The organism is Bacteroides sp. AM16-24, from assembly GCF_003471885.1.
In the GTDB taxonomy this organism is placed as follows: domain Bacteria; phylum Bacteroidota; class Bacteroidia; order Bacteroidales; family Bacteroidaceae; genus Bacteroides.
This window is the reverse complement of sequence record NZ_QRKI01000002.1, coordinates 145,787-170,446: the sequence shown is the minus strand read 5'-3', so window position 1 is coordinate 170,446 and position 24,660 is coordinate 145,787. Positions and strand designations below refer to the sequence as shown.

Here is a 24,660-nt window from a genome sequence, read left to right as displayed (position 1 = left end):
TTTATCTACAATTTGGATTGTTAATAGTAATTTCCATACTTTTGATATTGATGGCGTCTATAGTCTCACTAAGGGCATCACCCTTCTCAGTGTAGACTCCATATCTGCCATACGAATAGTTTTCTGAATAACCATGTTTGACCTTGTCTTCATACCCCCAATCAAACCTTTCATCTTCCAGAAGAACAGTTATCAATCGGTTGTAAATCGGACGAAGAATATTCTTGAAAGATGTGATATGACGTTCCTCATTGCTCCACTCACGGTTGGATGAGCAAGCTATGACTAATGAAACTTTTGCCTTTGCAAAGTAATCCGTGCTGTTCCTTTCCTCAGTAATCGGACAGAATAGCGCTATGAGAGGAAACTTTGAAGGTGTCGTCTTATCCGATTTAGTAGCGGTATCAAGTACGTCTTTAACATACTGACCGTTTCCGAATACAAAATTTATTGGCAGGTTCTTAATAACCTTCCGGGTACCTTTACTATCAGTATAGATCACCTCAAGCTCTTCCGGGATTTTCTTCACCACATCAGCGAATATGTCTATGATATCGGTATTGATCATAAGTTGAAAGTATTGATCGGAGTTAATAAATTGCTGTCAATACTTACCGTGAAAGGACATTGCTTCGAAGATGCCCACCTCACAAACTCACGGTTCTTCTTTACCATGTCATTCCAAGTACTTACTTGCCGTTGGATCGGTGCGACATAGGTGTTATCACACTTTAGTCGTACAATTCCTTTAATGGTAGCCTGAGTATTGGCATCACGCAGGATATAGAAGAACACATAGTTAGCGAACGGTTCGCGTAGCAGCTTGCATAATGATTCATACTTTGATTCTTCCTCACCCGCTGCGACAGTAGTTTCTTCCTCACTGTCTTCCTCGGCTTCGGCATTCTCCTGTTCCAGCAATTCAAGATAGTCTGTTACCTCTTTGGAGAGTTTATGCCCCAACATGCTTGACAGGAAAAGAGGTTGGAACTCCTTTATATATGCCACTATCGTATCATTCACAGCAATGGAATCTTGTGAAGGAAGTTCTGCTAATGTCGCATTAGCAATATGCCGCGGCCCAGCGAGGAAATATGAAACATCAATTAGCATCGTTATTCAGTTTTACGAGTAGCCGGTCTCCCCCTCTTTTTCTCTTCTACGTTGATTGTTTTATCGTCAGACGTTTCAAGTTCTTTAGAGTCTTCGGCCGGGAGTTCCTTTGAGTCACCTGCAGGCAACTCCTTATTATCTGCAACAGCTTCAAGTTCCGAAATACGGGCCTGCAACCCATCGCGTTCAGCAGTCAGAGAAGTAATGAGAGCATCCTTCTCTTTCATGTTCAGCTCAAAACCTGATATTTGCGATTTCAGACTTTCATTCTCTTCAACGGATGCAGTAAGTTCAGTTAGCTTTTCATCCATCGCTTTACGGGCGTCTTCCTTGGTGATAAGCCCGCATTCGGAGATAGGGGTGAATGAAATCAATCCCCTACCTGTACGAATGCGTTGTTCTCTAATCACATTGGCGACATCCTTTTCATTTCCATCAAGAATGTATTTCATATTTTATGATTTAGCTTTAGTGATCGCAGTTTTCAAAGAGGCAAGATTGCCATAAGCATAAGCCCAAGGCATGTAAACCGGGAAGATTACTTCTTCTTGCGCAATCAAAACAACTTCGTTACACAACTTGGTGTCAACATCTTCAGCCCATTCAAGAGTCAATGAAGAATAATCAACCAAGTTTGAAGCCTGATTAAAGTCTCCAAGCAAATATTTTCCAGGCATGATACCCTGATATTCAATGACAGGACGTCCAGCAATGTATTTCATACCGTTTCGCATTGAAACAATCCCCAAGTTTCGCCCGGTAGTGTCTTTTTCAGATTCGATAGCATTGACTGTGATCGGATTCAAAACTATGGCGTTCGGATAATACTGTGCATACGTCATTACAGCGAAAGCAGTCTTTACGACATCTTCGGAGTTCGGTTCCTCGATGTTCTTGAAAGCAGCATTATTCACGGTGAATGTCATTTCTGCAAGGGCAGTCTCAGCACCTTTGTATGCAACACCCTCAATGAGAATTTGACGGTCATTCATCTTAACGAGAGCATGAGCGCTGTTAAGGTCAGTATTCACGGCTGCCTTGGCAAACGTGATTGTCATACCATCAATAATTAAGTCTTGCGGATTGGCAAACTCAATGACAGTATCCTTGTTATCATTTTGTCCTGATACAGCCTTGACAGAACCGGCAGAACCTGTGATTATAGCATCACTGATGATGGCCTCTACAGAAGTAACACCTGTATGATTCACGATACCGAGCAGATTTTCACCATTGCCATCTCCAAACAAGATGTTCCAGTCTTCAGCCATCCATACAGCCTCAGGTAACATATTAAGGATGTATGAACGGATATACACACGGCTTTTGAGCATACGTCTGGAAATTCGGATATGTGTACCCAAACGTTTAGTGCCAGTCTGTTGCTCCTTAACCTTAATGCTCGATTCAGGCAATCTACCATTCTCGGTAACATACCTGGCGTTACGGTCAAAATCATACACTTGGGCATAAGCCAACTGAGGGAACGCCGGATCACCCTGCAAAGTAGTAAGCACATCGCGCATATGCAACGGTTTATTTGAAACCTGACTAACTACGCGCTTTTGCTGTTGGGTAATCAATAATTCACCGGTATAATTGTCGGTCATAGACACAACATCTTTCAAGGAGAAACCATCAAAAGCACCGGATTTACGCGTCTTGCCAGAAACAAAATCGGCAAATTTTTCAGAGTCCAACATCTCATTCAATTTCTCATCGAATTTGTTGATAGTCTCCATTGATAAGCCTTTTTGTTTCATTTTCTCGATGCTTTCACCCAAATTCTTGACCTGTTCAACGAGGATTTCGTTGTCCTTGATAAGCTGAGTGAACTTTTCACCATCGTAAGCTTTCAACAGATTGTTGACTTCGGCGAACTTTTCAGTCACTTCACTGGGGGAAAGCATACCCTCAAGAGATTTGTTCATGACATCACACATCATACCAGCGATGTTTTCCATGAACGACTTCTGCTCAGTCGGCAGATGGTCAGTTTTCAGATTAAAATCTGATACAGTAAATTTCTTTAAAGACATAATTTTTTTCAATTTATTGTTCGACAAAGCAATCATTCAGAGTGTGGAAGAAAGTGCTGGTATCAGCGGCTTTCTCTGTATCAACAGTTACTTCATTGGCTCCTGCTGGCGGGGTCTGAGTGTCATTCAACGGCTCATCGCTACCTTTAGGTGAAGTATCTGTTGACTCATCTTTGATAACTGCATTACTTTTATAGACTCTTGCCCAGCAATGAGGGCAACGTACATAATTCAAGATATTATCCATAGACTTAACATCCAGCATTTTCTGTGTGTCAAGAATAGCAATAACCTGTTCCCGGATTTGCGGGGTGAGCTTATTCATTTCCTCACGGACAATATCCTCTGTAATCCACCGGTGATATTGCGCAGCAAGCTCTAATACCTGCTGAGAATAAGTTACTTCTGGAACATCATCATAGTTAAACTCATAGCCACAATGTGGACAAGTTACTATAGGAGCACCACTAAGCGCTTTTAGCATTAAATTCAGTTGCATATCATAAGCATTTAAACGTTCGTCAGAATACCTGAAATGGAAGGACTTCCGGATAAACTCTATAGCATCTTTTACCTGCTCATTCGTGGCAGACTTAATATCAACCAGAAACGTTTGAGGATTACTCCCCCATGCGGTCAAAGTCGAATATTCTCCCATGAACCATTCTTTTACTTTTCTTCGATCTGCCTCATCACGCTTTATCGCTTTGACACCGATAGAATGTTCAAGAGTTCTACCATTCTCAGCATACAGTTTGTAATCTTCCAAAGTGTCGCGCCCCATCTGTTTTTTGAGATTAATCTGCCCGACCATCACAAGATTATTTTCCTTTTCTTCACCAGAAAGAGGAACACCTAAGAGTTGGTCAGTTCTATGGTTTAAGAACCAACGCATACGATTAAAATTCTCTTTCAATGTTTTATTAAAAGAACCAGGCATTGAAATATCATCCTGTGAATCCTTAACACCAATGCCATTAACAGCTACTGTAACAACACCTTTTTCATCAACATCATTTGCCTTCGTTTTGCACAGAAGGTTTTTGTAATTCTCCATCTACACTTTTTGTTGTTAAGTTCAACATCGTTTTAACTTTCTCTATTTCGTCAGGTGACATCTCGTATATGAGTTTACTATACAGCGGGATTTCAACCTTACTTTCTCCTATTTGTGCTCTCCAGTCATTCAAACAGATAATACCGGAAAGGAATTCTTCACGACATCTCTTAGAGATACTTGTGTTAACCGTTTCTGCCTCTTTCTTTCCTTCTTGCAGACAATCGACATGACTGAAATCACAGTCGATATAAAGCCCATCGGATTCAAGCCCCAAAAATTCAGTGATATCTTTGCAGAACTGACTACACATAGGTATGATTATAGAGCTATACACGTTCTTCTCAACTGTTTTCTGATTATTAAATGTGGAGCGATCTTTACGAGGTACAAGCTCGGCCGGTACACCGAAAGCACCGGCAATACTAATTGCATCAGCTAATGTCTCTTCAAAGGGCTGTAACTCTTGAATAGACAAATTGGTACGAAGAAAATCCAAAGGAATATTTGAAATACCAAAAGGAAACTGCCCCTTTCCCACTCCATAGGTTTTGTTATGCTCTTTCAAAATTTCTTTTTTCTCATCAGGAGTCATTGCAATTGTACCTGTTTCATCCTTTTTGGCAGAAATCAGCCATCCCAGACCTCCACGTTTAACATATATCACATTTCTGGCATCATAAACTGCAATAAGGTTACTTATAGGCTTTAGCTGAGACTTTAGCCTACTGGTTCCACGCAAGAAACCCACTCCCGGGTATAAATTAGGAATACCCTCACGATCATGTAATATCTGCTTAGATGGAATATGAATACCAGCACTGAAACCAAAACTCAAATTATAGTAATCTACTATTTCTTCAATTTCAGCAATGCCAAACAATGGAATACTATTACGTACAGGAACAATCTCGACCTTATCGGCAGGCAATACCCAATAATTGGAACACCATTGCCACAGGTTCTTGATTTTCAAGAAAGATTCCGGAACAGCAGCTCTGAAAAAGCTATCGCCAACACACAATTTGTATACATGATGAGAGTAAACAGTTTCCTTCCAGCTAAACAAACAATTAGGTTTATTCAGGATTTGGTTTACCTTTTGATTATCCCAAACAATACTATCGTCTTTCGCTTTCTTTAGCTGAAACGTGGCACCTGCAACTCTGGAGGCGATATAGTCAATAGGAAAAAATACCTCCGGAACGGTATTGAACAGCTCAAGGAAATTGCGACTACAAACGAAAGGATTAGCAAATAATTCCTCTGCTACAAAATCCGAAGAATCTGTTGTATCTTGTGGCTGGATTTCTTTTTCTTTATCAGCCGTATTTTTCAAATCATCATCTGATTTCTTTTTAAAAGGGTTCCAACTCATCTGATTATCTTTTGAAGCAAATATAGACAGAAGAGTATACAGCTTTTCTGAATCAAAACATCTTGACACATACATTTAAGAGTACAATAGTACATATATAACTAACTATCAACTCGTTACATAGGGTATATTTTAAGAGAGGTATTTTATTATGTAGTACGCCAAACCACTCAAAGCAATGTTTGCTTCTTTGTTTTCACTATCAATATTATAGTCTAACAGGCTATTCAGAAAACGACAATAGTCTTCAGATTCCTCAAGCATACTTTCGGATAGCAGGAAGTATTCTCTAATATAATCGGAGGTAGCAGCAATACGCTTATCCACATCCGGGAATTCTTTAGCAACCCTCACGTCGGGAAGCGTTTCACGAAGTTCTCTCACCATTGGGAAGTAAGCATTTGAGCATTCCACAATGTAAGGGTTTGCTTGATGGTGTTTTATTGAAGACTTGATTTCATCCATAGAAGACGTCTGCCGATAGACGACATCAACCAAGTGCCATTTCTCACCACACTTGAACGCTTGAACAAGCAAGAAGTGTCCGTTGACATTCGGCATGACATAGACAATCTTATTGCTATATTCATGTTCAGTGCCTGGGTTGAAGTACGAGAAAGCACCCTTGTTGCCGTAGAGATTTCTCTTTCGCCGGTTGCTGAAAGCAGTGTACTCTTCATGACATAAGTCTGTCACTACATAACGAAACGTATCTGAAAGGTGCCCGTGCTCTTCGTATGTCTGCATTGTAGTCTTATTCTTGACCTTAGTTTTGAGGATGGCACCGTTAGCGTCTTTCTGCACGCTCATGTAATCTTCAATAGAAACGGTACAGCTCTCATCAATACCTATCTCGATACCCGGCACTATTTCGTCAAAGATAGCATTGATAAACTCACCAGTCATCGCTACACTTGGATTCTTGTTACCTACCTTATCTTCAATCTCAAAACCTTCTTTCTGCAAAGTATCTATGAACAAGTCCATCCAGGAACGTTTCTCATCATCAATACTATTGGCTGCCTTCGTCGAAGCGTCTCCATGCAAGTAGACCTTATCACAGTAACCAATATCTTTCAAATACTTGCCTACAAGTTTGGAAGACTTCTTCACAGTATTGTTTGGGCTCTCGGCACAAGTCTCATGGAACTGCCATATCTTAATGCCAGTGGATAAATCCACCTGCCAATACGATACGCTGATGTATGGAAGTACATTATTATCGACTGATATATGGATGGGGAGGTCTGGTATATATGGATGCTCGCCGGAATGCCTACCTCTATGAAATGAACCAAAGAACTCGCTACCAGTACGAATGACGCCCCACTCGCCCAGAGCATATACATTGTAATAATCCGGATCATTCAAACGGTCTTTCTCAAAATCGGCAATACATTGTTCATCATAATATCCATAAGTTCCGTCCGGGCTGCCAACAACCCAGAAGTTATTCAGATAGGTGGATTGGATAACAACCATATCCGGTGCATGTTCCTCTATCTGCCTGGTTCTCGGATTCAAAATCGACTTCGTAGAGTTCATCCGGATGGATTTTACTTTTGTCAATTCCTCCGGCAATGCTTTCCCGGCAATTTCCACAGTCATAGAGACATCATGCCACTTCTCTGTGTCAAACAGCTTCCTTTTTATCCAACACGTTTCACTAACAGGGTTGAAAGTACAGATAATTTGCTGGCCGACTTTTCCACGCAGGCGCTTACGTATCTGCTTTAAATCCGGTTCATCAAATTCAGATAATTCCTCAAGGTGTACACGTTTATAGTTGGATATACCCTTTATCTTCTCTGGATCATCAAGACCGGAGAAGTCAATTTTTGCACCATTGTACAAACACTTAATTGTGTTCTGCTGGAATTTGAAGAGATGGTCTATTCCCAACCCTTTAGCCGCTACTTTATAGTCCTCATAGATGGTTTTCTGTATAGAAGCTCCAACCTTACGCATAACCAAAGTGTTCTCTCCATCCTGTAAAGTCTGTATAAGTATTGTCTGAGCAACACTATAGGACTTTCCGGACGAAGAACCACCATACAAGATGATGAAACGCAATGTCGCATCTTGTAAGTACTTCAGCAGATAAAAGCCGTTAGGATTGAGTTTTTTATAATTTACGATCATTCTATATTGTTCTATAAGTCGGACTCCACAGCTGGAGAAACACCCGAAATCGTCTATTTTATTGTCCTATAATTCTGATACGCTATCATCATCGAACCCAATGCGAAGCTCACCGGATTTTCCTCCACTATTGGTAAGGTCTATCTTAGTAGGCGCGTCCCATCCGTTCCAGGCACCAAGTAACCGGGCCGCCTCAGTCTTACCATGATATTCATAAGTAACCTCTCCCCGCTTGTTCTGTATCTTCTTCAATGCATTACGAGCACGCTTTGAAAGCTGGGATGGACTTCTCAGCTTAGCCTTTCCAGTCTTCGGGTCTATATAATGCAAATCATCCGGGTCTGCGAGAACAATATCCATTAACACCTTCTCGACCGTTTTACGCTCAACCTCAGACTCTTTCGCCCTCTTATCCCTTATTTCATTTATCCTTGCACTAACCTTGCTATTTTTAAGGAGCCTGCTTGCAGCACTCCAAATCGTTTCAGGTTTCATGTTTAAAGTATCATAAGCCATACGATACGCCTCACTTGCATTGCCGTCTGTGTCAACGTAATAATGGCAGAACTTCTCTTGTTTCAATGTTAATGCTTTCTCTTCACTCATAGCTACACATATTATAAATTCCTACAGAGAGAGAACTAATCAAAGCTACTCAACCTGTAGGAATAATTATGAAAGGCTTTTCATTTACAGAACTTTTCTATCTCTCCGCCTCCGCATTTTTTTGAGGATCTTCCTTTCTCCGCCTGGCGAATATCTTTTCTATGCCTCTCTCAACTGACATATAGGACAAAGGTACTAAATAGATACCCTGATTCACCTGTTGCTCCAAATTGTCAAATTCACGTTTTTCCCCAACAAGCTCTATATCAATGTTTTTGTAGTATTTTACAAGATTGGCAAAATGCAGTACCGTAACCGGTTCTACATTCGCTATGTTAATCAAAGGCTTATTGCAGCCAACGGCATAGATAAGCCCTTCGATCACATCATCTATGTAAGTAAAGCAACGGATGTTCTGGCCGTAATTGTACAGCTCCACTTTATCCCGATTCAAGAGATACCAGAGAAGAGTTCTATTACGAGGGTTCGGACCATACACATTATGAAGCCGAACACCAGTTGCATTCTTACAATAGATAGATGCGTATTGCTCGTCGAAATACTTACTTATCCCGTACATCGAAGTGGTGTTACACGGATTAGCTGTCGAAGAGCTTGCATATACAAGTTTCACATGATATCGCTCACATTCATCAGCGACTATCATAAAAGTATCAATGTTATCTTTCCGGATCTGCGCCAAATCATCATTGAATACGCTGGTTTGCGCTGCCAGGTGGAAGACACACGCCACATCTCCATCTTTCAAGTACTCACCGATGGCTGATGCTTCTTGCCCGGTCATACGGTCAATTTCGATTACTTCAACAGCACGTTTTCTCAATTCTTGGCAGAGCGCTTTGCCTATAAAGCCTGCACTGCCGGTTACAATCATCTTCATTTTTCATCGAATTATGGTTAATAAAAAAGCGTGTAAGAACTCGCCTCACACATAGTTTCAAATCTATATTTCACCTAATATTATATTCCACTCCTAGTACATTCTAAATATAGTTTCTCTCTTTTGAACACTTTTCCAATAATTGGGTGATCCATGTATACTATACAATGTGCGAATATGCACAAAGACGGTGCATATTCGCACATTGTATTGACGTCTTAAAATTGATATACAACTAATAAACAAGATGTTATAATTTTGGCATAAGATTTGATGACTAAGTATTAGAAATTCTATAAAAGTCATCAAGAGTAAATAACAGATAAGTAAACATAAACTATGATACAACATTATTTTAAGATAGCATTCCGCAATATCCTGAAGTACAAAACACAAAATATTATCAGTATCTTTGGTCTAGCGTTAGGCTTCACCTGCTTTGCCCTTGCCACCTTATGGATACATTATGAAATGACGTATGACGATTTTCATGAAGGAGCAGATAGAATATATTTTGTCGGCCGAAAAAATCTTGTAGAAGACAAGAATACAGTTTTTGCTTCATCCCGCCTGCCTTACGCAGTGCACAAGCAACTGAAACTGGTTTTTCCGGAAATAGAATCATCATGCGTATGGAATCATGACAGAATACAAATAGACAGTACTCAAACCTCGTATACCTCCCTTGCCCGTATTGATTCTTCCTTCATAAAAATGTTTAATGTAAAAATTCAAGAAGGAAGTAGTGTTGATTTCCTATATTTTCCTGATAAAGTAGCAATAGCCGAAAAGGCAGCTATAAAACTTTACGGACATACATCCGTAATAGGAAAGAAAGTCAATGAACAGCAAACTATTTGTGCAGTTGTTTCCGGATTTGGCAAACATACGAATTTGCCATATGACTTCCTTGGTAATCTCATACAAATGACTGACCCGACAATGGAAAACTATACAACCCTTATCCGACTACGTAAAGGAACCAATGTGGATGTATTCCAAAGAAAATTAGCGAAAGCTAAAATAGAAATAAAAAACAATCAAAATAGGACGGATATCAGTAAAAATCTCGGTATAGTTCCTATTACAGAATATCATTACAGACCGCAAAATATTGCTATACAGATTCATTATTTGAAATTATTTGCTGCTATAGGCGGACTCGTCATTTTTTGTTCACTAATTAATTATTTATTCTTATTCGCCTCCCGCCTGCATATACGTGCAAGAGAAATCAATCTTAGGAAGGTTTGCGGATCATCTATGAGTCATTTGTATCTGATGCTGACTATAGATTTTTTGCTTATCCTACTATTTTCCGGTTTATTGGGTATGTTTTTTATAGAACTTTCCTCTGAATCCTTTAAAAAGTATTCGTTGGTAGAAGGAAATATTTACACTGAAGCTTCACTGTACTTCGTAATCATGAGCATTCTGGCCCTTTGTTTGGTATCTCCTATTATTTTAAAGCATAAAAACACTATTAAAGGAAATCAGCATTTATTCCGCAAATTTGCCCTTATACTTCAAATTAGCATCGGTATGCTTTTCTTTTTCAGCATAACTGTGCTTATAAAACAGACTCATTTTCTACGAAATACAGATATTGGTATCAAAAGAAAAGGTATTGCAACCATGACTTGCTGGAATACATCAGAAGGAGAATTAGCACAAGTTAATCATGAAATCAAAAAAATGCCTTTTGTAAATGAAACTTTGCTTAATGTCTGTAGCCTCATACCTTATAAAGAAAATGTTACAGGAATCTTCTCTTCGTGGGATGATAAGAAAGAAGATGATGCCCCTGTTGCATTTAGCATTATGTATCACACACTGGGGCTGGTACGTTTTTATGGAATAAAACTAAAGGAAGGAGAGATGCTGAATGAGGATGACACGGATAGAATACTGATTAACGAAACAGCGGTTAAGAAACTGGGAGTGCAACATCCGTTAGGCATGAAAATAGGAATGTATACAGTTATTGGTGTCGTAAAAGACTTTCATAATACTGCTCCTACTGTACCTATACCTCCAATGATGTTTCTACAGAATGTTCACTCCGGTGACGCCAGAGGTCCTTGGTGTTGTGAAACTGACATTATAGTTAAATACGAAGTCGGTCAATGGAAAGAACTTAAACAAAATGTTGATTCTATTATGGAACTCCAACTACCTGGCAGACATTATATCCTGCGCGATGCAGAGAAAGAGTATGAAAAAGAGATACAATCGGAAAACTCGCTCATAAAGGTATTGGGAGTTATGTCTACAGTTTGTATCCTAATATCCGCTTTCGGCATATTTTCTTTTGTAACCCTTAGTTGCGAACAACGTCGCAAAGAAATTGCCGTTCGCAAGGTGAATGGAGCCACAATGAAAAATATACTTTACATGTTTGCAAAAGAATATTCGATTTTATTAGTTGTTGCCTCTATTTTTTCCTTTCCTTTGGGATACGTATTGATGAAGCGTTGGTTAGAGGATTACGTAGAACAAACCAATATAAGCGCATGGATATATTGCGTGATATTCATTGGCACCGCATTTATTATAACTCTCTGCATAGGCTGGCGTGTATGGCTGACTGCACGGCAAAACCCGGCAGAAGTAATTAAGAGTGATAGAACTATATAACCAGCATAATTTCGCCCCCCCAATATAGCGCAGCCCCTTTTCAGCCCATCTTTTAATAAAAAATCGCTCATATCACATTGTATTAAATGAAATGAGAAATGAGAAATAAGACTATATATTAATAACATAAAGGTTATGATAAATAAACCTAACCAAAGCCTTACTCTTTTCTATCTTTCTCTTTCATATTTTTTTACAATCTATTTTTATTAGTTTGACTTTTAGTTCCTTACATCAGTAAAGATAACTTATAATGACAAGTTTAGCAAACAGAAACTTCGCCATTTTAACGCCATTCTCATAGGGAGGTATTATCAGAAAATCTTTTCTCCAAATCAAAAATAGTCTCTCCTGAATTACGACGGAAAGGTCTTTCAGTCCTTGCCTGAAGTTCTCTAAGCATCATCCAATATTGAGGAAGATATAGAAATATATTTCTTAGTTCTTTCAAGTTTTTATTTCCACAACACCAACAACTAACCCGGTCAAGTAAAGCATATAACTGTTGCCCGCTCTCACTCCAAGTAAACCCCAGATCATAACAATACTGAAGGGCTTCGGCTTCTGTAACACCCCACTCAACTAAAATCAAAATACGGTTCGGACGTTTCTCCTTTTCAAAACGGTGAGTTTCATCGGCGGCAATACCTACATAATCCATGCCGTCGCAGGTGTATCTTTTTAATGCTTTCAACTTCTGGGAAGTTCCCCAACGACATTTACCACCACACCAAGAATAACCATACTTGTGAATTATATTAGTTCCTCGCTTCTTTACAGGACGCTCAAACATATTCCAAAGAAAAGGTTGTTCCGGATAAAGAGTAGTAAACTTGATACCTAGTCTGGCAAGGATTGGAAGAACTTTGTCACGGGTATCATAGATCGCTTGAAATTCCATTCCAGTATCAAAGAAGACGACTTCATCTAAAGGATATCCTTTCTCGATCAACATAAAAAGCATAGCTAATGAATCCTTTCCGAAACTAACAGAGGCATAATATTTCATATTTTCTTATTCTTAGCTCTATCACTATTGATTTTTGACATACACATACGACACCGGGAACATTTACAGTAATACGTTTTATCCCCATGATGAATTACTCGATCATAGAACCTGTACAAGTAGAAATAATGTCCACACAGGGTACATTTCTTCATCTCCCTACCATTTGCATCAAACTTACGATTCTGAGGCTTACGACGGATGAGAGTGCATTTCTTGCACTCTTCATCGTTTCCTCGATACCTGCGGCAATGCGAAAGGGATTTTACTCCACATTTCGCAAATACCTTGCAGTCCTTACGGGGTACAGACTGAAAAACATTCATAGATCAACCTCCTATGATTTCTTTTGCCCGTTCTATTTGCCAGTGTTTGAGATAAGACTGCCAACAGCCGTTAAAGCGTGACCATCGAAAACCGTTGTGCTTCAGTTGAGTTCGGACATCCTCATCAGGCTTTCCAGGAAAGAATAATTGCAGTCGATTTTCTTGATAGTTTTCAACAATGCGAACATTGCCTATCTTATACTCCTTATCCTCAGCAACTTTCATCCGTTTGGCTTTCTCCAATTGTTCTTTAACTCTGCGGATATTAGCTCCATTGTTGGTAATAGAATAACTCGGAAAGCCAATATCTCCCATGTAATTAGGAGTAAAGGCTTCCCTAACACCATTTTCGGAATATCCCAATTCAATTAGCTTATCATGCTTTTCAACTTCAGACAACTTCTTTGACCGGATGATCTTATTGGTTTCTTTCATCGTTTCCTGCTTTTTTTCCAGATTTGCTAATTTTGCCTCCAATCGTTCCACAGCATCATCGTCACCAAGATAAATCGCATCATTATTTTCTGCCGCTGCGGCCTTTTGCTCAAAGTACTCAGCTTTCTCACTAAGTTTAACAGATTTCCCCAAAGTGTTCCAGGAGCGATCCAATAAACTGCGATGTGCTCTTTCCGAATGATGCCCTACAAGTATGGGCTGCCCCAAAGGAATGTGTTCTACCATGCTGTGACTTAGCTTAGAAGCCTCGTTCGACTGTTTGTTAGCTTTTTCTGCAAGTTCTCTGTACCTGTTGGCTCTCGCCTCTTGTCTTTCTTTTCTGTTCATAATTCTTTGGTTTATTGGCTTGACTTATATAAAAAGCCCACAGCTATTACACTGTGGGCTCGCAACTATTTCTTTGACGGAAAATCATCAAATAATCCAGGCTCCCGGGGAGTTAAAGCATTAAATTCCTGTTGGAAAAACTCTGCCTTTGTCCGACCTTGCTTCTTCCCTACCCTTGTATGTACATCATAGGTATAGGCAGGAATAGAAATGGGATATCGCCTCACGTCTTCTATCCACTTTTCAATGTCAACTTCTCTCCTATCGTAAATGAAGTTTTGCAGGTGATCTGCATCCCGGCACTTCCTACACTCACAGAGGATAATCACAGCTTTACTGACAAAGATGCGTCCTTTCGGCTGAGGAGCCTTTTTATTGACGAGCTCATGCCCTTGCCATAAAGCCTCAATCTCTTTGGTTATGATACCGAAGCAATCCTCAGCACTGATGGTGAATAATCTCTTCCAAACATAATCCCTATATCCACTCGCCCACAGCTCCAAGGCAAAAAAGCCGGCAACACCGGTATCAGCTCGCCTGATGGCTTTTTGCATGGCAGAACTCACCTCATAGAAATCATATCCTCCAACTGTTCTAATAATCATAATTTCAATTTAATTATTTGACTTTTAGTTTATTACATCAGTAAAATTAATCATAATTGACGGAAATAGCAATCAGAATGAGCGCCATTTAAACGCCTTTTTTACAGACTGTTAGAATTTGAATTTGCAGGAAATATTGTACTCTACAAGCTGCTTTGTCTTATCCTTCCCGTTATTAGTAGCACTCTTCAACAAGATACTATCACCAAAATTCTTTTTGATGAAAAGGATAGATCTACGCTCTTCTTCCTGATTGCGAATGGAAGCCAAACCACCGGCATTGACAAATGTGTTCTTCTGCTCAAAATTATAGCGCAGGTCCGTCAATATCCGGCGCTCCTTATACTTCATATAGCAGCTTATCCAAAAGTCTTCCTTAAGCCTTATCTCCTCATTCCACCATGTATTTTTGTTGTAGATAGCACCATAGGAACAACCGGTTATCATTTTTGAGAGAGAAAGGAATCCAGTCTCATCATACATCACAGGAGATATACGGGAAGTAAAACCAAACAGATGCACATCCATTAGCTTGGCTATATCATGTAAAGACAATATGATATGAGTTATTAAGTCCCTATCCTTTACACGGCAAGGCTCACCCTTTTCGGCATATATTGCTTTACAAGCATGTACATCATCATCGAGCATGAATAACTCTCTGAAATGCTTTGCCATCCAATTACGTTTGGGAATAAGACCTATCACATCATCAGGATGAGTTACTATTTCACAATCCGGATTAAACTGCCGGTACAAATCTGCCTGGCTCTCAGCAACACAGATTATTGGATCGTTCACCAGTTTTTTAGCGAACACCCGGTCATGGCGCTTATGACTTGGTATTACTATCTTGCAGGACATGACGGACATCTTTAATATCAATAACATTACTCTTACTCACTTTCCCGGTCTTATACGATTTCATGCGCTGCATGTTCAACCTTTCACGCAGCCAATTACTATCAACCTCATTACTTGATATAATAATGAAGAGCTCATGTTTTTCATCGTACTTAGGGATAAGAGGATAAACAGCGGTATCATCTGTAATGGCTTCAAAGCGTTCCTTGAATTCATCCTCAGTCTTTTCCGGTGCAAACTCCATACCCCAGTCCTGTAACTCTGCCCTGTCCCACTCATTTTGCAGAATATCCAAATCATTCTCACCAAAATTGATATTGTCTTTGGCGGAATATTCGCGTAATTTGCTGACTGGAGTAATCGGTTCCAAGACTTTACAAGGAAGCTCGGTATAGCCAAGTTCCTTACAGGCCCGGAGCCGTAAATTACCACAAACAACAATGTACCTGCCATCCGAATACGGAAAGACAATCAACTCACGTAGTTCAAGCATTTCCGGACAATCAGAAATACTTTTCTTCATCGCTTCATAGCGATAATCCCGGAAAAAGCGCGGGTTCTTTGGAAGCCCGGCAAGTTGCCCCTTGTTAAAGTCCAGGAGGGCAACGGAAATAATCTCTGTCATAACTAACTATTTTTTCAACAACACAAAATCAACATCACCATAGTCAGTATAACAACCTTAATCCTCTCGCTTGGCGTTAAAATTTATCTTGTCCTTTATAAGCTGTTCTATGTCTTTACAACCTATTTTTTGAAGATATGTCAACGAAGCGATTATGACATCGGCAGCTTCTTCCTCTTGTTCTGAGTATTTAGGAATATGCATACTACGATACTCAGAGGCATTACACAACTCACGCCACTCAGCAGATATAGCGACAATTATCGCTTTTGCTGAACTATGCTTGCCGATTTTTCCTCTTTTGATCGCAGTTCTCAAACATTTAACTGCAAGCTTGTTTAAGGTTATCATAGCTATACTTTTTATATTACTTCACCTGAGTGTACATTAACAACGCACGCTCACAACCATACTTTTTACAAATTTCTTCCCTAAAGACCTCTACGTCATTAGTCGGCTCATTCATATTCTTTATAACTGTCTTCTTATCAGAAGAGTCAAACAATTCAGCCCGATTCACAATGTATTTCATAATTCATTATCATTTTCTTTTTTATATTTCATCTCAAACACTTTCTTTACTGTATCACAAATAATGGCCACAATAGGTATCGCACAGATAAGCGCACAACTAATCCCTCTCCAATTCATATTCATTTTTTTATTGATTTACTCTAATCGTTTGATATAGTCCTTCAAATCTTCAATTGTACCACCATCTTTGATTAGCAGTTCTAAATCAGACTTAACAACCCCATAATAATGATTTTGCTGTGCATCATCAATGACAGATTTCATTGTTTCTAAATCATAGTTAGAACGACTCATACTTCCCAATGTAGCGTGTTCCAGTACAAGGCAAAAACGTTCTTCCATTTCCTCTAAATTGCCCGAAGTATCTGCATCTTGATTTTCAGAATACACCTTATTTATTTCATCATTGATTCGAAACATGCTATCACTGATAAAGTCATATATCTTATACATAAGTTCCGGCTCTTGCTCCTTTGGAGAATAAACCATAACTCTTTTACCTACACCTTTCATCCATCCGGCTTCTGTATTAGCTGACCGACCACAAGGGAGAACCATAACACAGACATCCGCCCACTGCATTGCATTGAAATCTAAATCAAATCCTTTTTGCGCAATCGGATGGTTGAGAGCTTCCCGATACTGTTGGGTACTCCAATTCTGCCAATTGGGGTCAATACTCGACCACGAAAAGCCATAACTCATATCACCATTGGGATGGGTAAAGTCATACACTTCGTGACCTTCATTTCTGAGAAATGATACAACGTCTTGTTGATAGGAATTTCTCCAACTACTTGCTACATAAATTTTTGCCATAATATTTTTAATTATAATATCACTTTTATATCTTTGTAATAGCATTTACAAACAATAGGGTAAAAATGCCTGTTGGCGTTTATGGGTTCGAATCCCAGATAAATGTTAGGTGCTATTACCGCAAAATTTCTAAAAGAAAAAGAATCATGATTACATTTATTGTATTAAATATAGTCCTACCAATAGTAACTGGTATTGTATCCGCTTGGATATATGATTCTATCAAAGAAAAGATGCGTTATCAAAATGCAGTGTCACCGACACAAGAAGCTGCCTCCGGGCGGCTTCTTCCGTTTTAGTGTTCTCATTTTATTCATTACTGTACTGTTTTACGTTAATCATCAATATCTAAATCCATATATGCAACTTGTGCAAGCTCTTCCATCTCATCGCAAAAATCCTCGTTATAGCATGTTTGGTATTTCTGCCTTATGATATTGCACGCTGCCTGAAATCCAGCTAAATACCCATCTTGGATATGGCGTTTACTTGAATATTTCTCCGCCATTTCTATAATTTCTTCTTTCTTCATATCTATTCTGTTTTGAGCCTTGTTAGGCTACATCGTTAATACTAATTTCTCCTTTCAAAACTCGTTCTACCTGTCTGTCGATTATCTCTTGAAACTCAATTTGGCAGATAAGAGAACAATCCGGTATAATTTCTTCTATTGTGTCACCTCGCCATGTTGGTAGTTCATCAAGGAAAATTCGCCCGTCTTTATCCTTTAGACACGTTGCGCCTACATCACGTTCAATCTGTGCCATTTGAGCAAATATCTCCGGGAAGTCCTTCCGGATTTTGTTCCAGTAGCCCATGCCACCTTTCACACAACCGATGCAGTTGTTGTTATTGTAGCCCATCTTGTACATAGCGGGGATTTTAATACCGGCTTTCCAAAGCATACCCATAGCATCCGGTTTCGTAATCTGCTTTTCAATAAGCGGAAATAGCGGCTTTGTGTCTGGATATTGTTGTTTTAGCCGGATAGCCCGGTTAATCTCTTTCGGGTCGTAATCGAATCCCCAAACTTGCCCGCCCCAAGAACCAATCTCCTTTTCCAACTTATACCGAACTTTCTTTTTCAGTTCAAGAGTACAAGCAGCACCATGCGCACCATTGATAAATCCTTTCCGTAGAACATCGGCTACGCAAGTATATTTGTCGCTTCGGATAGCGTGGATAGGTTGCCCGTACCACTTTTCACAATCAGACAGAAAACGAGCGTTGTCCGGATGGCAGGAGCCAGTTTCAATATAATATAGCTGTACATCTTTGTACAGACTCAACGCTATCTTACAAGCTACTGCGGATGTTACACCGCAAGAAAACCATGCTATTATCATAATTATTGTTTTTTATTCTTATATTTGCAATTCCTTTTTGATTCCGGCTTGATTGCCTTGCGAGAACTACCAATGAGTATCAAACTCTAGGCAGAAGAAGTAGCTTCCGGAGCAGAAGTGCTTTTTTGTTATCAAAACCGCCATTTATTTAGAGATTGCTTGATTAAATTAATCTCAATCTCATAATCATTAATTTGATTGAATATGGCAAAGATTGATAAAATCTTAGACCGATTGAGTAAGCTGGCTCAAATCTTATTGGCTGCTCATACTCTTGGTTTATTCTAAACGTTTTGGAGGGTGTACGTAAAAACACCCTCTTTTTATTCATGTTTTATTTTTATTGATTATTATTACCCGTATCAGAGGATTTGTCTCCCTTTATTTCAATTCCATCTTCACAAGCTACATTCTCACAAAAAGAATATTTCTTATGAAATTCACACCATCCGTTACCGAATGAATCTTCATTGGTGAATAGCTTGCATTCGCCACATATTTGTTTATCATCCATACAAATGTTCCTTTCTTGATTTGATTTAAACTAAAATACTGATGTATCAGCGGGCCAATGTTCCTCGTTCGTATCTATAAGTCGATGTGTGTATTTATCAGACGGATAGCATTTTTGTGCCTTTAAGGTTACCTCTATATAATTATTTGCCTTGATTGTGAGATCTGGCAATTCGTCAATATAATCTTTATAAGTATCTCCGTCCTTATCAGTTAGCAACTTATATTTAAAAATCTCAAATGTGTAATGTGCCATAATTTATTTCTTTCTTGTTTTGAAATTTCTCATGTATTCACAATTTTCATCACATACTCCTTTCTTCGCACAATGAGGAATATTAGAGCCAAATTGATACTCGAAGTTATAACATAGCTTCTTGTATGCCCATTGTTTAGCTTTTTCTCTGTCAGCTTTCATATTAACTTTGATGTGTTCTGGCAAAGCATCCTGTGCTGCTTTATCGAGGGTTATACATTTGATTTTGTCCATATCTGACTTTTATTGAATTATTCTACAAATACATTCAATTAGCAGCATGAAAAAAGTAACAGTAAAAAGAGATTTCCAGAACCTTATTTTCTTTTTATTTCTTTCTTCTGATTTCTTGTAAATTTTGTCAAATAGCTTTTGACAATCATCTTTGTAATGCTCAAATTTCTTTTCAACATAACCTGTAATGTCATCAACAATGGCATACTTTATCTTTTCTGGAACAGACATCGGATAGCCCCTTTCACTATAATTCCCTTCAGTTATGACAGAATGACCTACAAGTTCTTCCACTCCTCTTATCCTAAATTCCAATTTGATAGGATTCATACCATCATTAAGATAAGTCCTGAATTTCTTTTCAGCCAGTTTCTCTATTTTCTCGCTATTCATTTTTGCTATACGCTCTATTTCAAGAAAATATTTCTCATCTACGACATAGGCTGTTGAATCAAATTTATATCTAAACTTTATTTTACTCATATACTTAGTTATAAGTTAGATTTCATTAGTTACTTCATCTTGATGGGAAACATAGTACGGTTGTCCGAACTCTTTGCCATTAGTAAAATCAATACACTGTAACCTACTTAAAGCATAAGAAAAGCATTTATTATTATAATCATATATAATTCTACTTGCATGTGATATATGACGTAGACCATCTCCACATTCTTTTATTATTCTTTCCCAATAAGGCATTTCAAGAGCACATATGTCTAATATCTGCTTCCTTACAAGTTCACAAGTTTGAATGTGCTGTTGAATATAACCACCCCCATTTTCAAAATCACACCCTTCATTGGGACGCGGTTTCAATAAAGACATGGCTGCGCCAACCTCAGCACATAGATGTTCATAGTGAATACAATCATTTTTACTGTCGAATCGACTGTTGTCATCAGCAATATATATAGTTTTCTCTATCATAGTTTCTTCTTTATTGTTCAATTTGAAGTTCCTGTGATATTATTCCAGCACCTCCCAAAAGTTGTTTAGTACTATTGGGATTGTCAGTTTTGGCCATAATGTTTAAAACCTGTGCTTTGACTTTATAGCCTTCTATGACTACCTTTCCCAAATCAGCAATGGTTTTTGCGGTATTGACATCTATCTTTTCATTGGCAGATGCATTAGGATCACTATTGTTTTTCAGCATTTCGATAGCTTCAAACAAGTGTGTATTCAAACTATCTATACTAATATTATTCTTCATACTTTTTAATCGTTTTTTTAAGTTTTCCGTACGCCCTGATAGCTTTCTTCAATTCAGGAGGATAGCGGTGAATTGTATTAGATATCATATTCTCAGACTTACTCACAAGATAAAGATTGGATATATCCACATTCAGTTTATTGCCGTCCCTAAATCTAATAACGCAATCAGCGGGAATCGCCCCATTGTGTTTAGTCCAGATTAATCTGTGCTTCAATTCAAATACATTGGGCTCAGTAGTCTTTACCTCAATATATCCGTCTCTGGTAATACGTTCATACCCAATCGGTTTATGATTCTTTGGAATATCCCCCTTTTTAAAACGCGTCTTCTTCGTTTTCTCGATCTGAGCAATAGACATATATTCTGTTTGTTTACGTCCTTTGTTGACCGGTTGATGTCCTTTTGGAAAGAACCCCTTTGAAGAATGTTCTAACATGAATTCCGGTGACTTCCTAAGTTTCAGTTTAAAAGCCCTTCCTCCAACAGCACTTTCGGTTGAACCAAGGAGTGAAGCTATTTCCTGATTAGTATGATTCGGATATAAGGCAATCAGTTTTTCCTGTTTTTTAGGGTTCCATACCTTTACATCAGATGAGCGCTTCAATCTACGACATTTAGCCTTTGCCCTAACAGCACTTTTCGTCTTACCCAGAGACTGGGCTAATTCTTTTAGATCAGCAGTTGGATATTCTCTATCAAGAATAGCTAACTGTTCATTACTCCAAGTCTTATTCATGGTGTACCTTGAAAAAAGAGGAAACCGTTAGGCTTCCTCTGTGTTAGTATTATCAAGTGCTTTCAGTTGAGCATTGAGCTTCTTTTGTTTCTTCTCAAATGATGCACCAAGTTTTTTGCCTAATTCAAGATATTCATCCGGATACTGTTCAGAGAACAAAAGATTCTGGCACTTTTGCAAATAAGGATAGAAATTCACATTGTTATCTGACAAAGATTCAGCGATGAAAGCTCGATACCATTGTGCCCTATCAGCTTGGTTATTCTCAACATACTTCATAAAATCACTCTTTTTATCATATTTATCCAAGCCGAGTGATTTAAGAAAAGAACTCTTGCAGTGGCTGAGAACCATCACATCAAATACAAGCTGTTCATTGGTTGTTAACTCAACTTTTCGCTCATGGTAAGGTTTCTCTTGTGCCCAGGTACGCAGGGTTTCAGCAGTCTTTTCCACTACGATCTCTTTTGCCCTCTTCAATTGGACCCTTACCTTTTCTTTTTCAATTTCTTTAGGATCTGCAAGTGCTGATGTAGTAGAAGCAACATCTTTTCTAATGTAATAGTATTGAACTTTAAACTCTGGCCCACAGTAATCAAAGCAAGATATACAGCGGTAAATTTCAGAATCATCAAGCATCTTTTGAAGACGTTCATCTTCTTCATCGTACCAACATTTACTTCTAAAGGCTTCATTCGGATTAACAATGCAATAGCCTAACTGCTTAATAGCCTCTAATGTATTATCATGCATAGTTTTCTTTTCTTCACTCCAGTATGATTGCGGGCCATCATCAACAATAACAGTTTTCCCGAATACCAGAGGCTCACCATTTTTGACGAGAATACCATTTTCTGCTTGTATTCTACGCAGGACATAAGCAAGTTGTTTCTTCTTGTAGCATATAGGATTGGTGCAATTAGCTTTTTCGCTATTCATTTCATAGAATAGGCAACCGTGATTTGCTGTACTAAACTCGCATTCAGCACACGGTTTGAATGTACCATCATCCCAGATATCTACATTATCCTTAATCCAATCAGCCCTATCCAGCTCCATAAAGGAATTACTCACAAATCTTCTTATCATGATCACATTACACTGTCCTTCATTATCATTATGAAACCTTGCCTGTTCGGTATCATCAAGTTTAGAGAGGATCATTGCGCCGGAAATTGGAATTTCCCCATCCCTAACACGAGCTTTCAATTCCGGTATTAGGCTGTTCAATTTTACACGATCGAAAACAAAGCGGGTAGATTTCCCAAACCTCAATGCTATATCTTCCAATGTACGTCCCTTCTCCATTAACTGAGAGAAAGCAAATGCCTCTTCGATGGGATCAACGTCTTTGCGTTGCAGGTTCTCGGTAATCATAGCGTCAAAAGCCTCATCATCTGTCATCTCTCTGACAATGCAGGAGATTGTTTGATACAACTCTGTTTTTTTACGATGGGCCTTGATTTTGGCAATGTTCGCTTCGTCTTCCTTTGCTTTCAACCGTTGAAGAGCACGGAAACGGCGTTCACCGCAAACAATCTCGTAAGTGTCTTTCACATTAATAACCTCACCGGTATCTTCATCCAAATATGGTGCCTCAGATGTAGGTCTGACCGTAATAGGCTGTAGTAGACCTTGTTTCTCAATATTGGCTGCAAGTTCTTCAATAGCAACTTCATCGAAAGTCTTTCTCGGATTAAGGGGTGAAGCACTAATTTTCTCGATTTTAATTTTCTGAATTTCCATAATTCTTTTTTTATATTGGTTTGACTTTTAGTTCCTTACATCAGTAAAGTTATCGTAAATTGACAAGTTATGCAAACAGAAACTTCGCCATTTTAGCGCCATTTTCATCAAGGCTTATTACGTAACTGGATGAAATCTAGCCTCTCGTATTTACGAAGTAACTCAATATCTTTTTCGCATACATTGGCTGTCGTTTCACCATTTACAGTTATGCCAGAAGGAAGATTGCATAATTCTCTAATCAGTCTTATGCACTCAATCTCATTCGTTTTCCAATAGATTGTGATTTTCATCTTCTCTTAATAGTTTAAATCCAGTCGCTGATTTCGCTTTGAGAATAAATTCAGCAGCTTCATCCGTAGTTACAGTAACCCGAACACCAGTTAAATTAACGTTCTCCGCAAACTTAGGCTTTTGAAATAGCAGCTTACATGGTTTATCAAATTGTATCCACCAATACAATAATTCAGCCAAATAAGTGTCTTGTATCTTGATTATATAATACTTAGGTTCCAGCATTTTCTTCGTTTTTCATTTTATAAATTATATACCTACCAGGCGTTTTAATTCTGGTTTTATCAGAGGTAGACTTTCCAATGCTATCAATGCACTGTTGAATATACTTCCAGACTGGATTGCCTATCTCACCGTAATTGGACAGGACATAGATTTGATTCTGTTCTTTTTCAGAAAGATTCAAGTGTTTAAGACTTTCACATAAACCTTCAAAATTTCGGGGCTTACCATCTTTTTGAGATAAAGGAGATGAAAGATAATTTCCTCCTCTATTCCCCAATGGGGGTAAGGGGGAGGATAATTTATTATCCTCATTTTCATAATCATTATCATTATCAAGGTTATTTGGGTTGCCAGAAAACCCACTGGGTTTTATTGGGTTATTTGGGTTTTCACGAGTTTCGTTTCTTGGTCTTCCACCCTTATTACCGTTAGTCCTATTTCTCTCTGTAATAGCTAAATACTTCTTGGCATCCTTATCAATTGTCGGTTTTATAAAGTTGAAAGCAATCTTTGCCAATGGTTTCAACCCCTGAATATTTCCCGTTGTAGCATACTCGACAATGCTTTCGTAAATTTCCAGCCTGACATCATCCGGCAAATCCTTAATAGCCTCTCTCCACTCTTTATAAAACACAAATGATTTACGTTCCATA

Annotated in this window: 28 protein-coding genes and 1 pseudogene; 1 reads left to right on the top strand and 28 read right to left on the bottom strand. The window is 38.6% G+C overall.

Annotation, left to right across the window (positions count from 1 at the left end; genetic code table 11):
* Nucleotide 1: 1 nt before the first annotated feature.
* From DW182_RS03220 to DW182_RS03180, 9 genes are all read right to left on the bottom strand, one after another.
* Nucleotides 2-568 carry a hypothetical protein gene (locus tag DW182_RS03220; protein ID WP_118294666.1) on the bottom strand — a complete coding sequence of 189 codons (567 nt, stop codon included), beginning with the start codon at nt 566-568 and terminating at the stop codon, nt 2-4.
* Complete coding sequence (locus DW182_RS03215) at nt 565-1,113, bottom strand: hypothetical protein (RefSeq protein WP_118294665.1); 549 nt, start codon at nt 1,111-1,113, stop codon at nt 565-567. The genes DW182_RS03220 and DW182_RS03215 overlap by 4 nt, the downstream gene beginning before the upstream one ends.
* 2 nt (nt 1,114-1,115) lie before the next feature.
* On the bottom strand, nt 1,116-1,565 hold the full coding sequence (locus DW182_RS03210; RefSeq protein WP_118294664.1) for a hypothetical protein: 450 nt from the start codon (nt 1,563-1,565) through the stop codon (nt 1,116-1,118).
* Nucleotides 1,566-1,568: 3 nt separating this feature from the next.
* A complete protein-coding gene (locus tag DW182_RS03205; protein WP_118294807.1) occupies nt 1,569-3,152 on the bottom strand; it encodes a phage major capsid protein in 1,584 nt (527 codons plus the stop codon).
* A gap of 13 nt (nt 3,153-3,165) precedes the next feature.
* Nucleotides 3,166-4,209, bottom strand: a complete 1,044-nt coding sequence (locus DW182_RS03200; RefSeq protein ID WP_118294663.1) for a phage prohead protein — start codon at nt 4,207-4,209, stop codon at nt 3,166-3,168.
* On the bottom strand, nt 4,166-5,656 hold the full coding sequence (locus DW182_RS03195) for a phage portal protein (protein WP_233564070.1): 1,491 nt from the start codon (nt 5,654-5,656) through the stop codon (nt 4,166-4,168). The genes DW182_RS03200 and DW182_RS03195 overlap by 44 nt, the downstream gene beginning before the upstream one ends.
* 63 nt (nt 5,657-5,719) lie before the next feature.
* Nucleotides 5,720-7,729, bottom strand: coding sequence for a PBSX family phage terminase large subunit (locus DW182_RS03190; RefSeq protein WP_118294661.1), 2,010 nt, complete (start codon nt 7,727-7,729; stop codon nt 5,720-5,722).
* 66 nt (nt 7,730-7,795) lie between these two features.
* Nucleotides 7,796-8,335 carry a terminase small subunit gene (locus tag DW182_RS03185; RefSeq protein WP_118294660.1) on the bottom strand — a complete coding sequence of 180 codons (540 nt, stop codon included), beginning with the start codon at nt 8,333-8,335 and terminating at the stop codon, nt 7,796-7,798.
* Between the two features lie 97 nt (nt 8,336-8,432).
* Nucleotides 8,433-9,230, bottom strand: a complete 798-nt coding sequence (locus DW182_RS03180) for an NAD(P)-dependent oxidoreductase (protein WP_118294659.1) — start codon at nt 9,228-9,230, stop codon at nt 8,433-8,435.
* Nucleotides 9,231-9,575: 345 nt separating this feature from the next.
* Here DW182_RS03180 and DW182_RS03175 point away from each other — a divergent pair, with 345 nt between their 5' ends.
* Nucleotides 9,576-11,873, top strand: a complete 2,298-nt coding sequence (locus tag DW182_RS03175; protein ID WP_118294658.1) for an ABC transporter permease — start codon at nt 9,576-9,578, stop codon at nt 11,871-11,873.
* Nucleotides 11,874-12,171: 298 nt separating this feature from the next.
* Here the strand turns inward: DW182_RS03175 and DW182_RS03170 are convergent, their stop codons facing one another.
* From DW182_RS03170 to DW182_RS03075, 19 genes and pseudogenes are all read right to left on the bottom strand, one after another.
* Nucleotides 12,172-12,882: a phosphoadenosine phosphosulfate reductase family protein gene (locus DW182_RS03170; RefSeq protein ID WP_118294657.1), complete on the bottom strand. Its 711-nt coding sequence runs from the start codon at nt 12,880-12,882 to the stop codon at nt 12,172-12,174.
* A 329-nt stretch (nt 12,883-13,211) separates the two neighbouring features.
* Nucleotides 13,212-13,991 carry a DUF3560 domain-containing protein gene (locus tag DW182_RS03160; protein WP_118294655.1) on the bottom strand — a complete coding sequence of 260 codons (780 nt, stop codon included), beginning with the start codon at nt 13,989-13,991 and terminating at the stop codon, nt 13,212-13,214.
* Between the two features lie 65 nt (nt 13,992-14,056).
* Entirely contained in the window at nt 14,057-14,596 is a 540-nt protein-coding gene (locus DW182_RS03155) for a hypothetical protein (RefSeq protein WP_118294654.1), read from the bottom strand.
* A 111-nt stretch (nt 14,597-14,707) separates the two neighbouring features.
* Nucleotides 14,708-15,460, bottom strand: coding sequence for a hypothetical protein (locus DW182_RS03150; protein ID WP_118294653.1), 753 nt, complete (start codon nt 15,458-15,460; stop codon nt 14,708-14,710).
* The gene (locus tag DW182_RS03145; protein WP_118294652.1) at nt 15,429-16,085 is read right to left on the bottom strand and encodes a ParB N-terminal domain-containing protein; all 657 of its coding nucleotides are present in this window, start codon (nt 16,083-16,085) and stop codon (nt 15,429-15,431) included. The genes DW182_RS03150 and DW182_RS03145 overlap by 32 nt, the downstream gene beginning before the upstream one ends.
* A gap of 57 nt (nt 16,086-16,142) precedes the next feature.
* Entirely contained in the window at nt 16,143-16,436 is a 294-nt protein-coding gene (locus DW182_RS03140) for a hypothetical protein (RefSeq protein ID WP_118294651.1), read from the bottom strand.
* A 16-nt stretch (nt 16,437-16,452) separates the two neighbouring features.
* Nucleotides 16,453-16,617, bottom strand: coding sequence for a hypothetical protein (locus DW182_RS22100; protein ID WP_158580781.1), 165 nt, complete (start codon nt 16,615-16,617; stop codon nt 16,453-16,455).
* Between the two features lie 398 nt (nt 16,618-17,015).
* Nucleotides 17,016-17,438: pseudogene (locus DW182_RS03135) on the bottom strand (hypothetical protein); the annotation flags it as partial.
* A 334-nt stretch (nt 17,439-17,772) separates the two neighbouring features.
* Nucleotides 17,773-17,970 (bottom strand): hypothetical protein, encoded by a 198-nt coding sequence (locus DW182_RS03130; RefSeq protein WP_118294650.1) that lies wholly within the window; start codon nt 17,968-17,970, stop codon nt 17,773-17,775.
* A gap of 22 nt (nt 17,971-17,992) precedes the next feature.
* Complete coding sequence (locus DW182_RS03125) at nt 17,993-18,784, bottom strand: hypothetical protein (protein WP_118294649.1); 792 nt, start codon at nt 18,782-18,784, stop codon at nt 17,993-17,995.
* Between the two features lie 340 nt (nt 18,785-19,124).
* On the bottom strand, nt 19,125-19,298 hold the full coding sequence (locus DW182_RS22235; RefSeq protein WP_199678539.1) for a hypothetical protein: 174 nt from the start codon (nt 19,296-19,298) through the stop codon (nt 19,125-19,127).
* 258 nt (nt 19,299-19,556) lie between these two features.
* The gene (locus DW182_RS03115; protein WP_118294647.1) at nt 19,557-19,787 is read right to left on the bottom strand and encodes a hypothetical protein; all 231 of its coding nucleotides are present in this window, start codon (nt 19,785-19,787) and stop codon (nt 19,557-19,559) included.
* Between the two features lie 9 nt (nt 19,788-19,796).
* On the bottom strand, nt 19,797-20,270 hold the full coding sequence (locus DW182_RS03110; protein ID WP_118294646.1) for a hypothetical protein: 474 nt from the start codon (nt 20,268-20,270) through the stop codon (nt 19,797-19,799).
* A gap of 15 nt (nt 20,271-20,285) precedes the next feature.
* On the bottom strand, nt 20,286-20,717 hold the full coding sequence (locus DW182_RS03105) for a hypothetical protein (RefSeq protein WP_118294645.1): 432 nt from the start codon (nt 20,715-20,717) through the stop codon (nt 20,286-20,288).
* A gap of 10 nt (nt 20,718-20,727) precedes the next feature.
* Nucleotides 20,728-21,003, bottom strand: a complete 276-nt coding sequence (locus DW182_RS03100; RefSeq protein ID WP_118294644.1) for a hypothetical protein — start codon at nt 21,001-21,003, stop codon at nt 20,728-20,730.
* Nucleotides 20,993-21,742 (bottom strand): HNH endonuclease signature motif containing protein, encoded by a 750-nt coding sequence (locus DW182_RS03095; protein ID WP_118294643.1) that lies wholly within the window; start codon nt 21,740-21,742, stop codon nt 20,993-20,995. The genes DW182_RS03100 and DW182_RS03095 overlap by 11 nt, the downstream gene beginning before the upstream one ends.
* A 27-nt stretch (nt 21,743-21,769) precedes the next feature.
* The gene (locus DW182_RS03090; protein WP_118294642.1) at nt 21,770-23,488 is read right to left on the bottom strand and encodes a ParB N-terminal domain-containing protein; all 1,719 of its coding nucleotides are present in this window, start codon (nt 23,486-23,488) and stop codon (nt 21,770-21,772) included.
* Nucleotides 23,489-23,749: 261 nt separating this feature from the next.
* Nucleotides 23,750-24,007, bottom strand: coding sequence for a hypothetical protein (locus DW182_RS03080; RefSeq protein ID WP_118294640.1), 258 nt, complete (start codon nt 24,005-24,007; stop codon nt 23,750-23,752).
* A complete protein-coding gene (locus tag DW182_RS03075; protein WP_118294639.1) occupies nt 23,994-24,659 on the bottom strand; it encodes a DUF6291 domain-containing protein in 666 nt (221 codons plus the stop codon). The genes DW182_RS03080 and DW182_RS03075 overlap by 14 nt, the downstream gene beginning before the upstream one ends.
* Between the last annotated feature and the right edge of the window lies 1 nt (nt 24,660).

Bases quoted from the DNA above. Each gene is read 5' to 3' on its own strand.
- DW182_RS03220 (WP_118294666.1), bottom strand. From the start codon at position 568: ATGATCAATACCGATATCATAGACATATTCGCTGATGTGGTGAAGAAA.
- DW182_RS03215 (WP_118294665.1), bottom strand. From the start codon at position 1,113: ATGCTAATTGATGTTTCATATTTCCTCGCTGGGCCGCGGCATATTGCT.
- DW182_RS03210 (WP_118294664.1), bottom strand. From the start codon at position 1,565: ATGAAATACATTCTTGATGGAAATGAAAAGGATGTCGCCAATGTGATT.
- DW182_RS03205 (WP_118294807.1), bottom strand. From the start codon at position 3,152: ATGTCTTTAAAGAAATTTACTGTATCAGATTTTAATCTGAAAACTGAC.
- DW182_RS03200 (WP_118294663.1), bottom strand. From the start codon at position 4,209: ATGGAGAATTACAAAAACCTTCTGTGCAAAACGAAGGCAAATGATGTT.
- DW182_RS03190 (WP_118294661.1), bottom strand. From the start codon at position 7,729: ATGATCGTAAATTATAAAAAACTCAATCCTAACGGCTTTTATCTGCTG.
- DW182_RS03185 (WP_118294660.1), bottom strand. From the start codon at position 8,335: ATGAGTGAAGAGAAAGCATTAACATTGAAACAAGAGAAGTTCTGCCAT.
- DW182_RS03180 (WP_118294659.1), bottom strand. From the start codon at position 9,230: ATGATTGTAACCGGCAGTGCAGGCTTTATAGGCAAAGCGCTCTGCCAA.
- DW182_RS03175 (WP_118294658.1), top strand. From the start codon at position 9,576: ATGATACAACATTATTTTAAGATAGCATTCCGCAATATCCTGAAGTAC.
- DW182_RS03170 (WP_118294657.1), bottom strand. From the start codon at position 12,882: ATGAAATATTATGCCTCTGTTAGTTTCGGAAAGGATTCATTAGCTATG.
- DW182_RS03160 (WP_118294655.1), bottom strand. From the start codon at position 13,991: ATGAACAGAAAAGAAAGACAAGAGGCGAGAGCCAACAGGTACAGAGAA.
- DW182_RS03155 (WP_118294654.1), bottom strand. From the start codon at position 14,596: ATGATTATTAGAACAGTTGGAGGATATGATTTCTATGAGGTGAGTTCT.
- DW182_RS03150 (WP_118294653.1), bottom strand. From the start codon at position 15,460: ATGTCCTGCAAGATAGTAATACCAAGTCATAAGCGCCATGACCGGGTG.
- DW182_RS03145 (WP_118294652.1), bottom strand. From the start codon at position 16,085: ATGACAGAGATTATTTCCGTTGCCCTCCTGGACTTTAACAAGGGGCAA.
- DW182_RS03140 (WP_118294651.1), bottom strand. From the start codon at position 16,436: ATGATAACCTTAAACAAGCTTGCAGTTAAATGTTTGAGAACTGCGATC.
- DW182_RS22100 (WP_158580781.1), bottom strand. From the start codon at position 16,617: ATGAAATACATTGTGAATCGGGCTGAATTGTTTGACTCTTCTGATAAG.
- DW182_RS03130 (WP_118294650.1), bottom strand. From the start codon at position 17,970: ATGAAGAAAGAAGAAATTATAGAAATGGCGGAGAAATATTCAAGTAAA.
- DW182_RS03125 (WP_118294649.1), bottom strand. From the start codon at position 18,784: ATGATAATAGCATGGTTTTCTTGCGGTGTAACATCCGCAGTAGCTTGT.
- DW182_RS22235 (WP_199678539.1), bottom strand. From the start codon at position 19,298: ATGGATGATAAACAAATATGTGGCGAATGCAAGCTATTCACCAATGAA.
- DW182_RS03115 (WP_118294647.1), bottom strand. From the start codon at position 19,787: ATGGACAAAATCAAATGTATAACCCTCGATAAAGCAGCACAGGATGCT.
- DW182_RS03110 (WP_118294646.1), bottom strand. From the start codon at position 20,270: ATGAGTAAAATAAAGTTTAGATATAAATTTGATTCAACAGCCTATGTC.
- DW182_RS03105 (WP_118294645.1), bottom strand. From the start codon at position 20,717: ATGATAGAGAAAACTATATATATTGCTGATGACAACAGTCGATTCGAC.
- DW182_RS03100 (WP_118294644.1), bottom strand. From the start codon at position 21,003: ATGAAGAATAATATTAGTATAGATAGTTTGAATACACACTTGTTTGAA.
- DW182_RS03095 (WP_118294643.1), bottom strand. From the start codon at position 21,742: ATGAATAAGACTTGGAGTAATGAACAGTTAGCTATTCTTGATAGAGAA.
- DW182_RS03090 (WP_118294642.1), bottom strand. From the start codon at position 23,488: ATGGAAATTCAGAAAATTAAAATCGAGAAAATTAGTGCTTCACCCCTT.
- DW182_RS03080 (WP_118294640.1), bottom strand. From the start codon at position 24,007: ATGCTGGAACCTAAGTATTATATAATCAAGATACAAGACACTTATTTG.
- DW182_RS03075 (WP_118294639.1), bottom strand. From the start codon at position 24,659: ATGGAACGTAAATCATTTGTGTTTTATAAAGAGTGGAGAGAGGCTATT.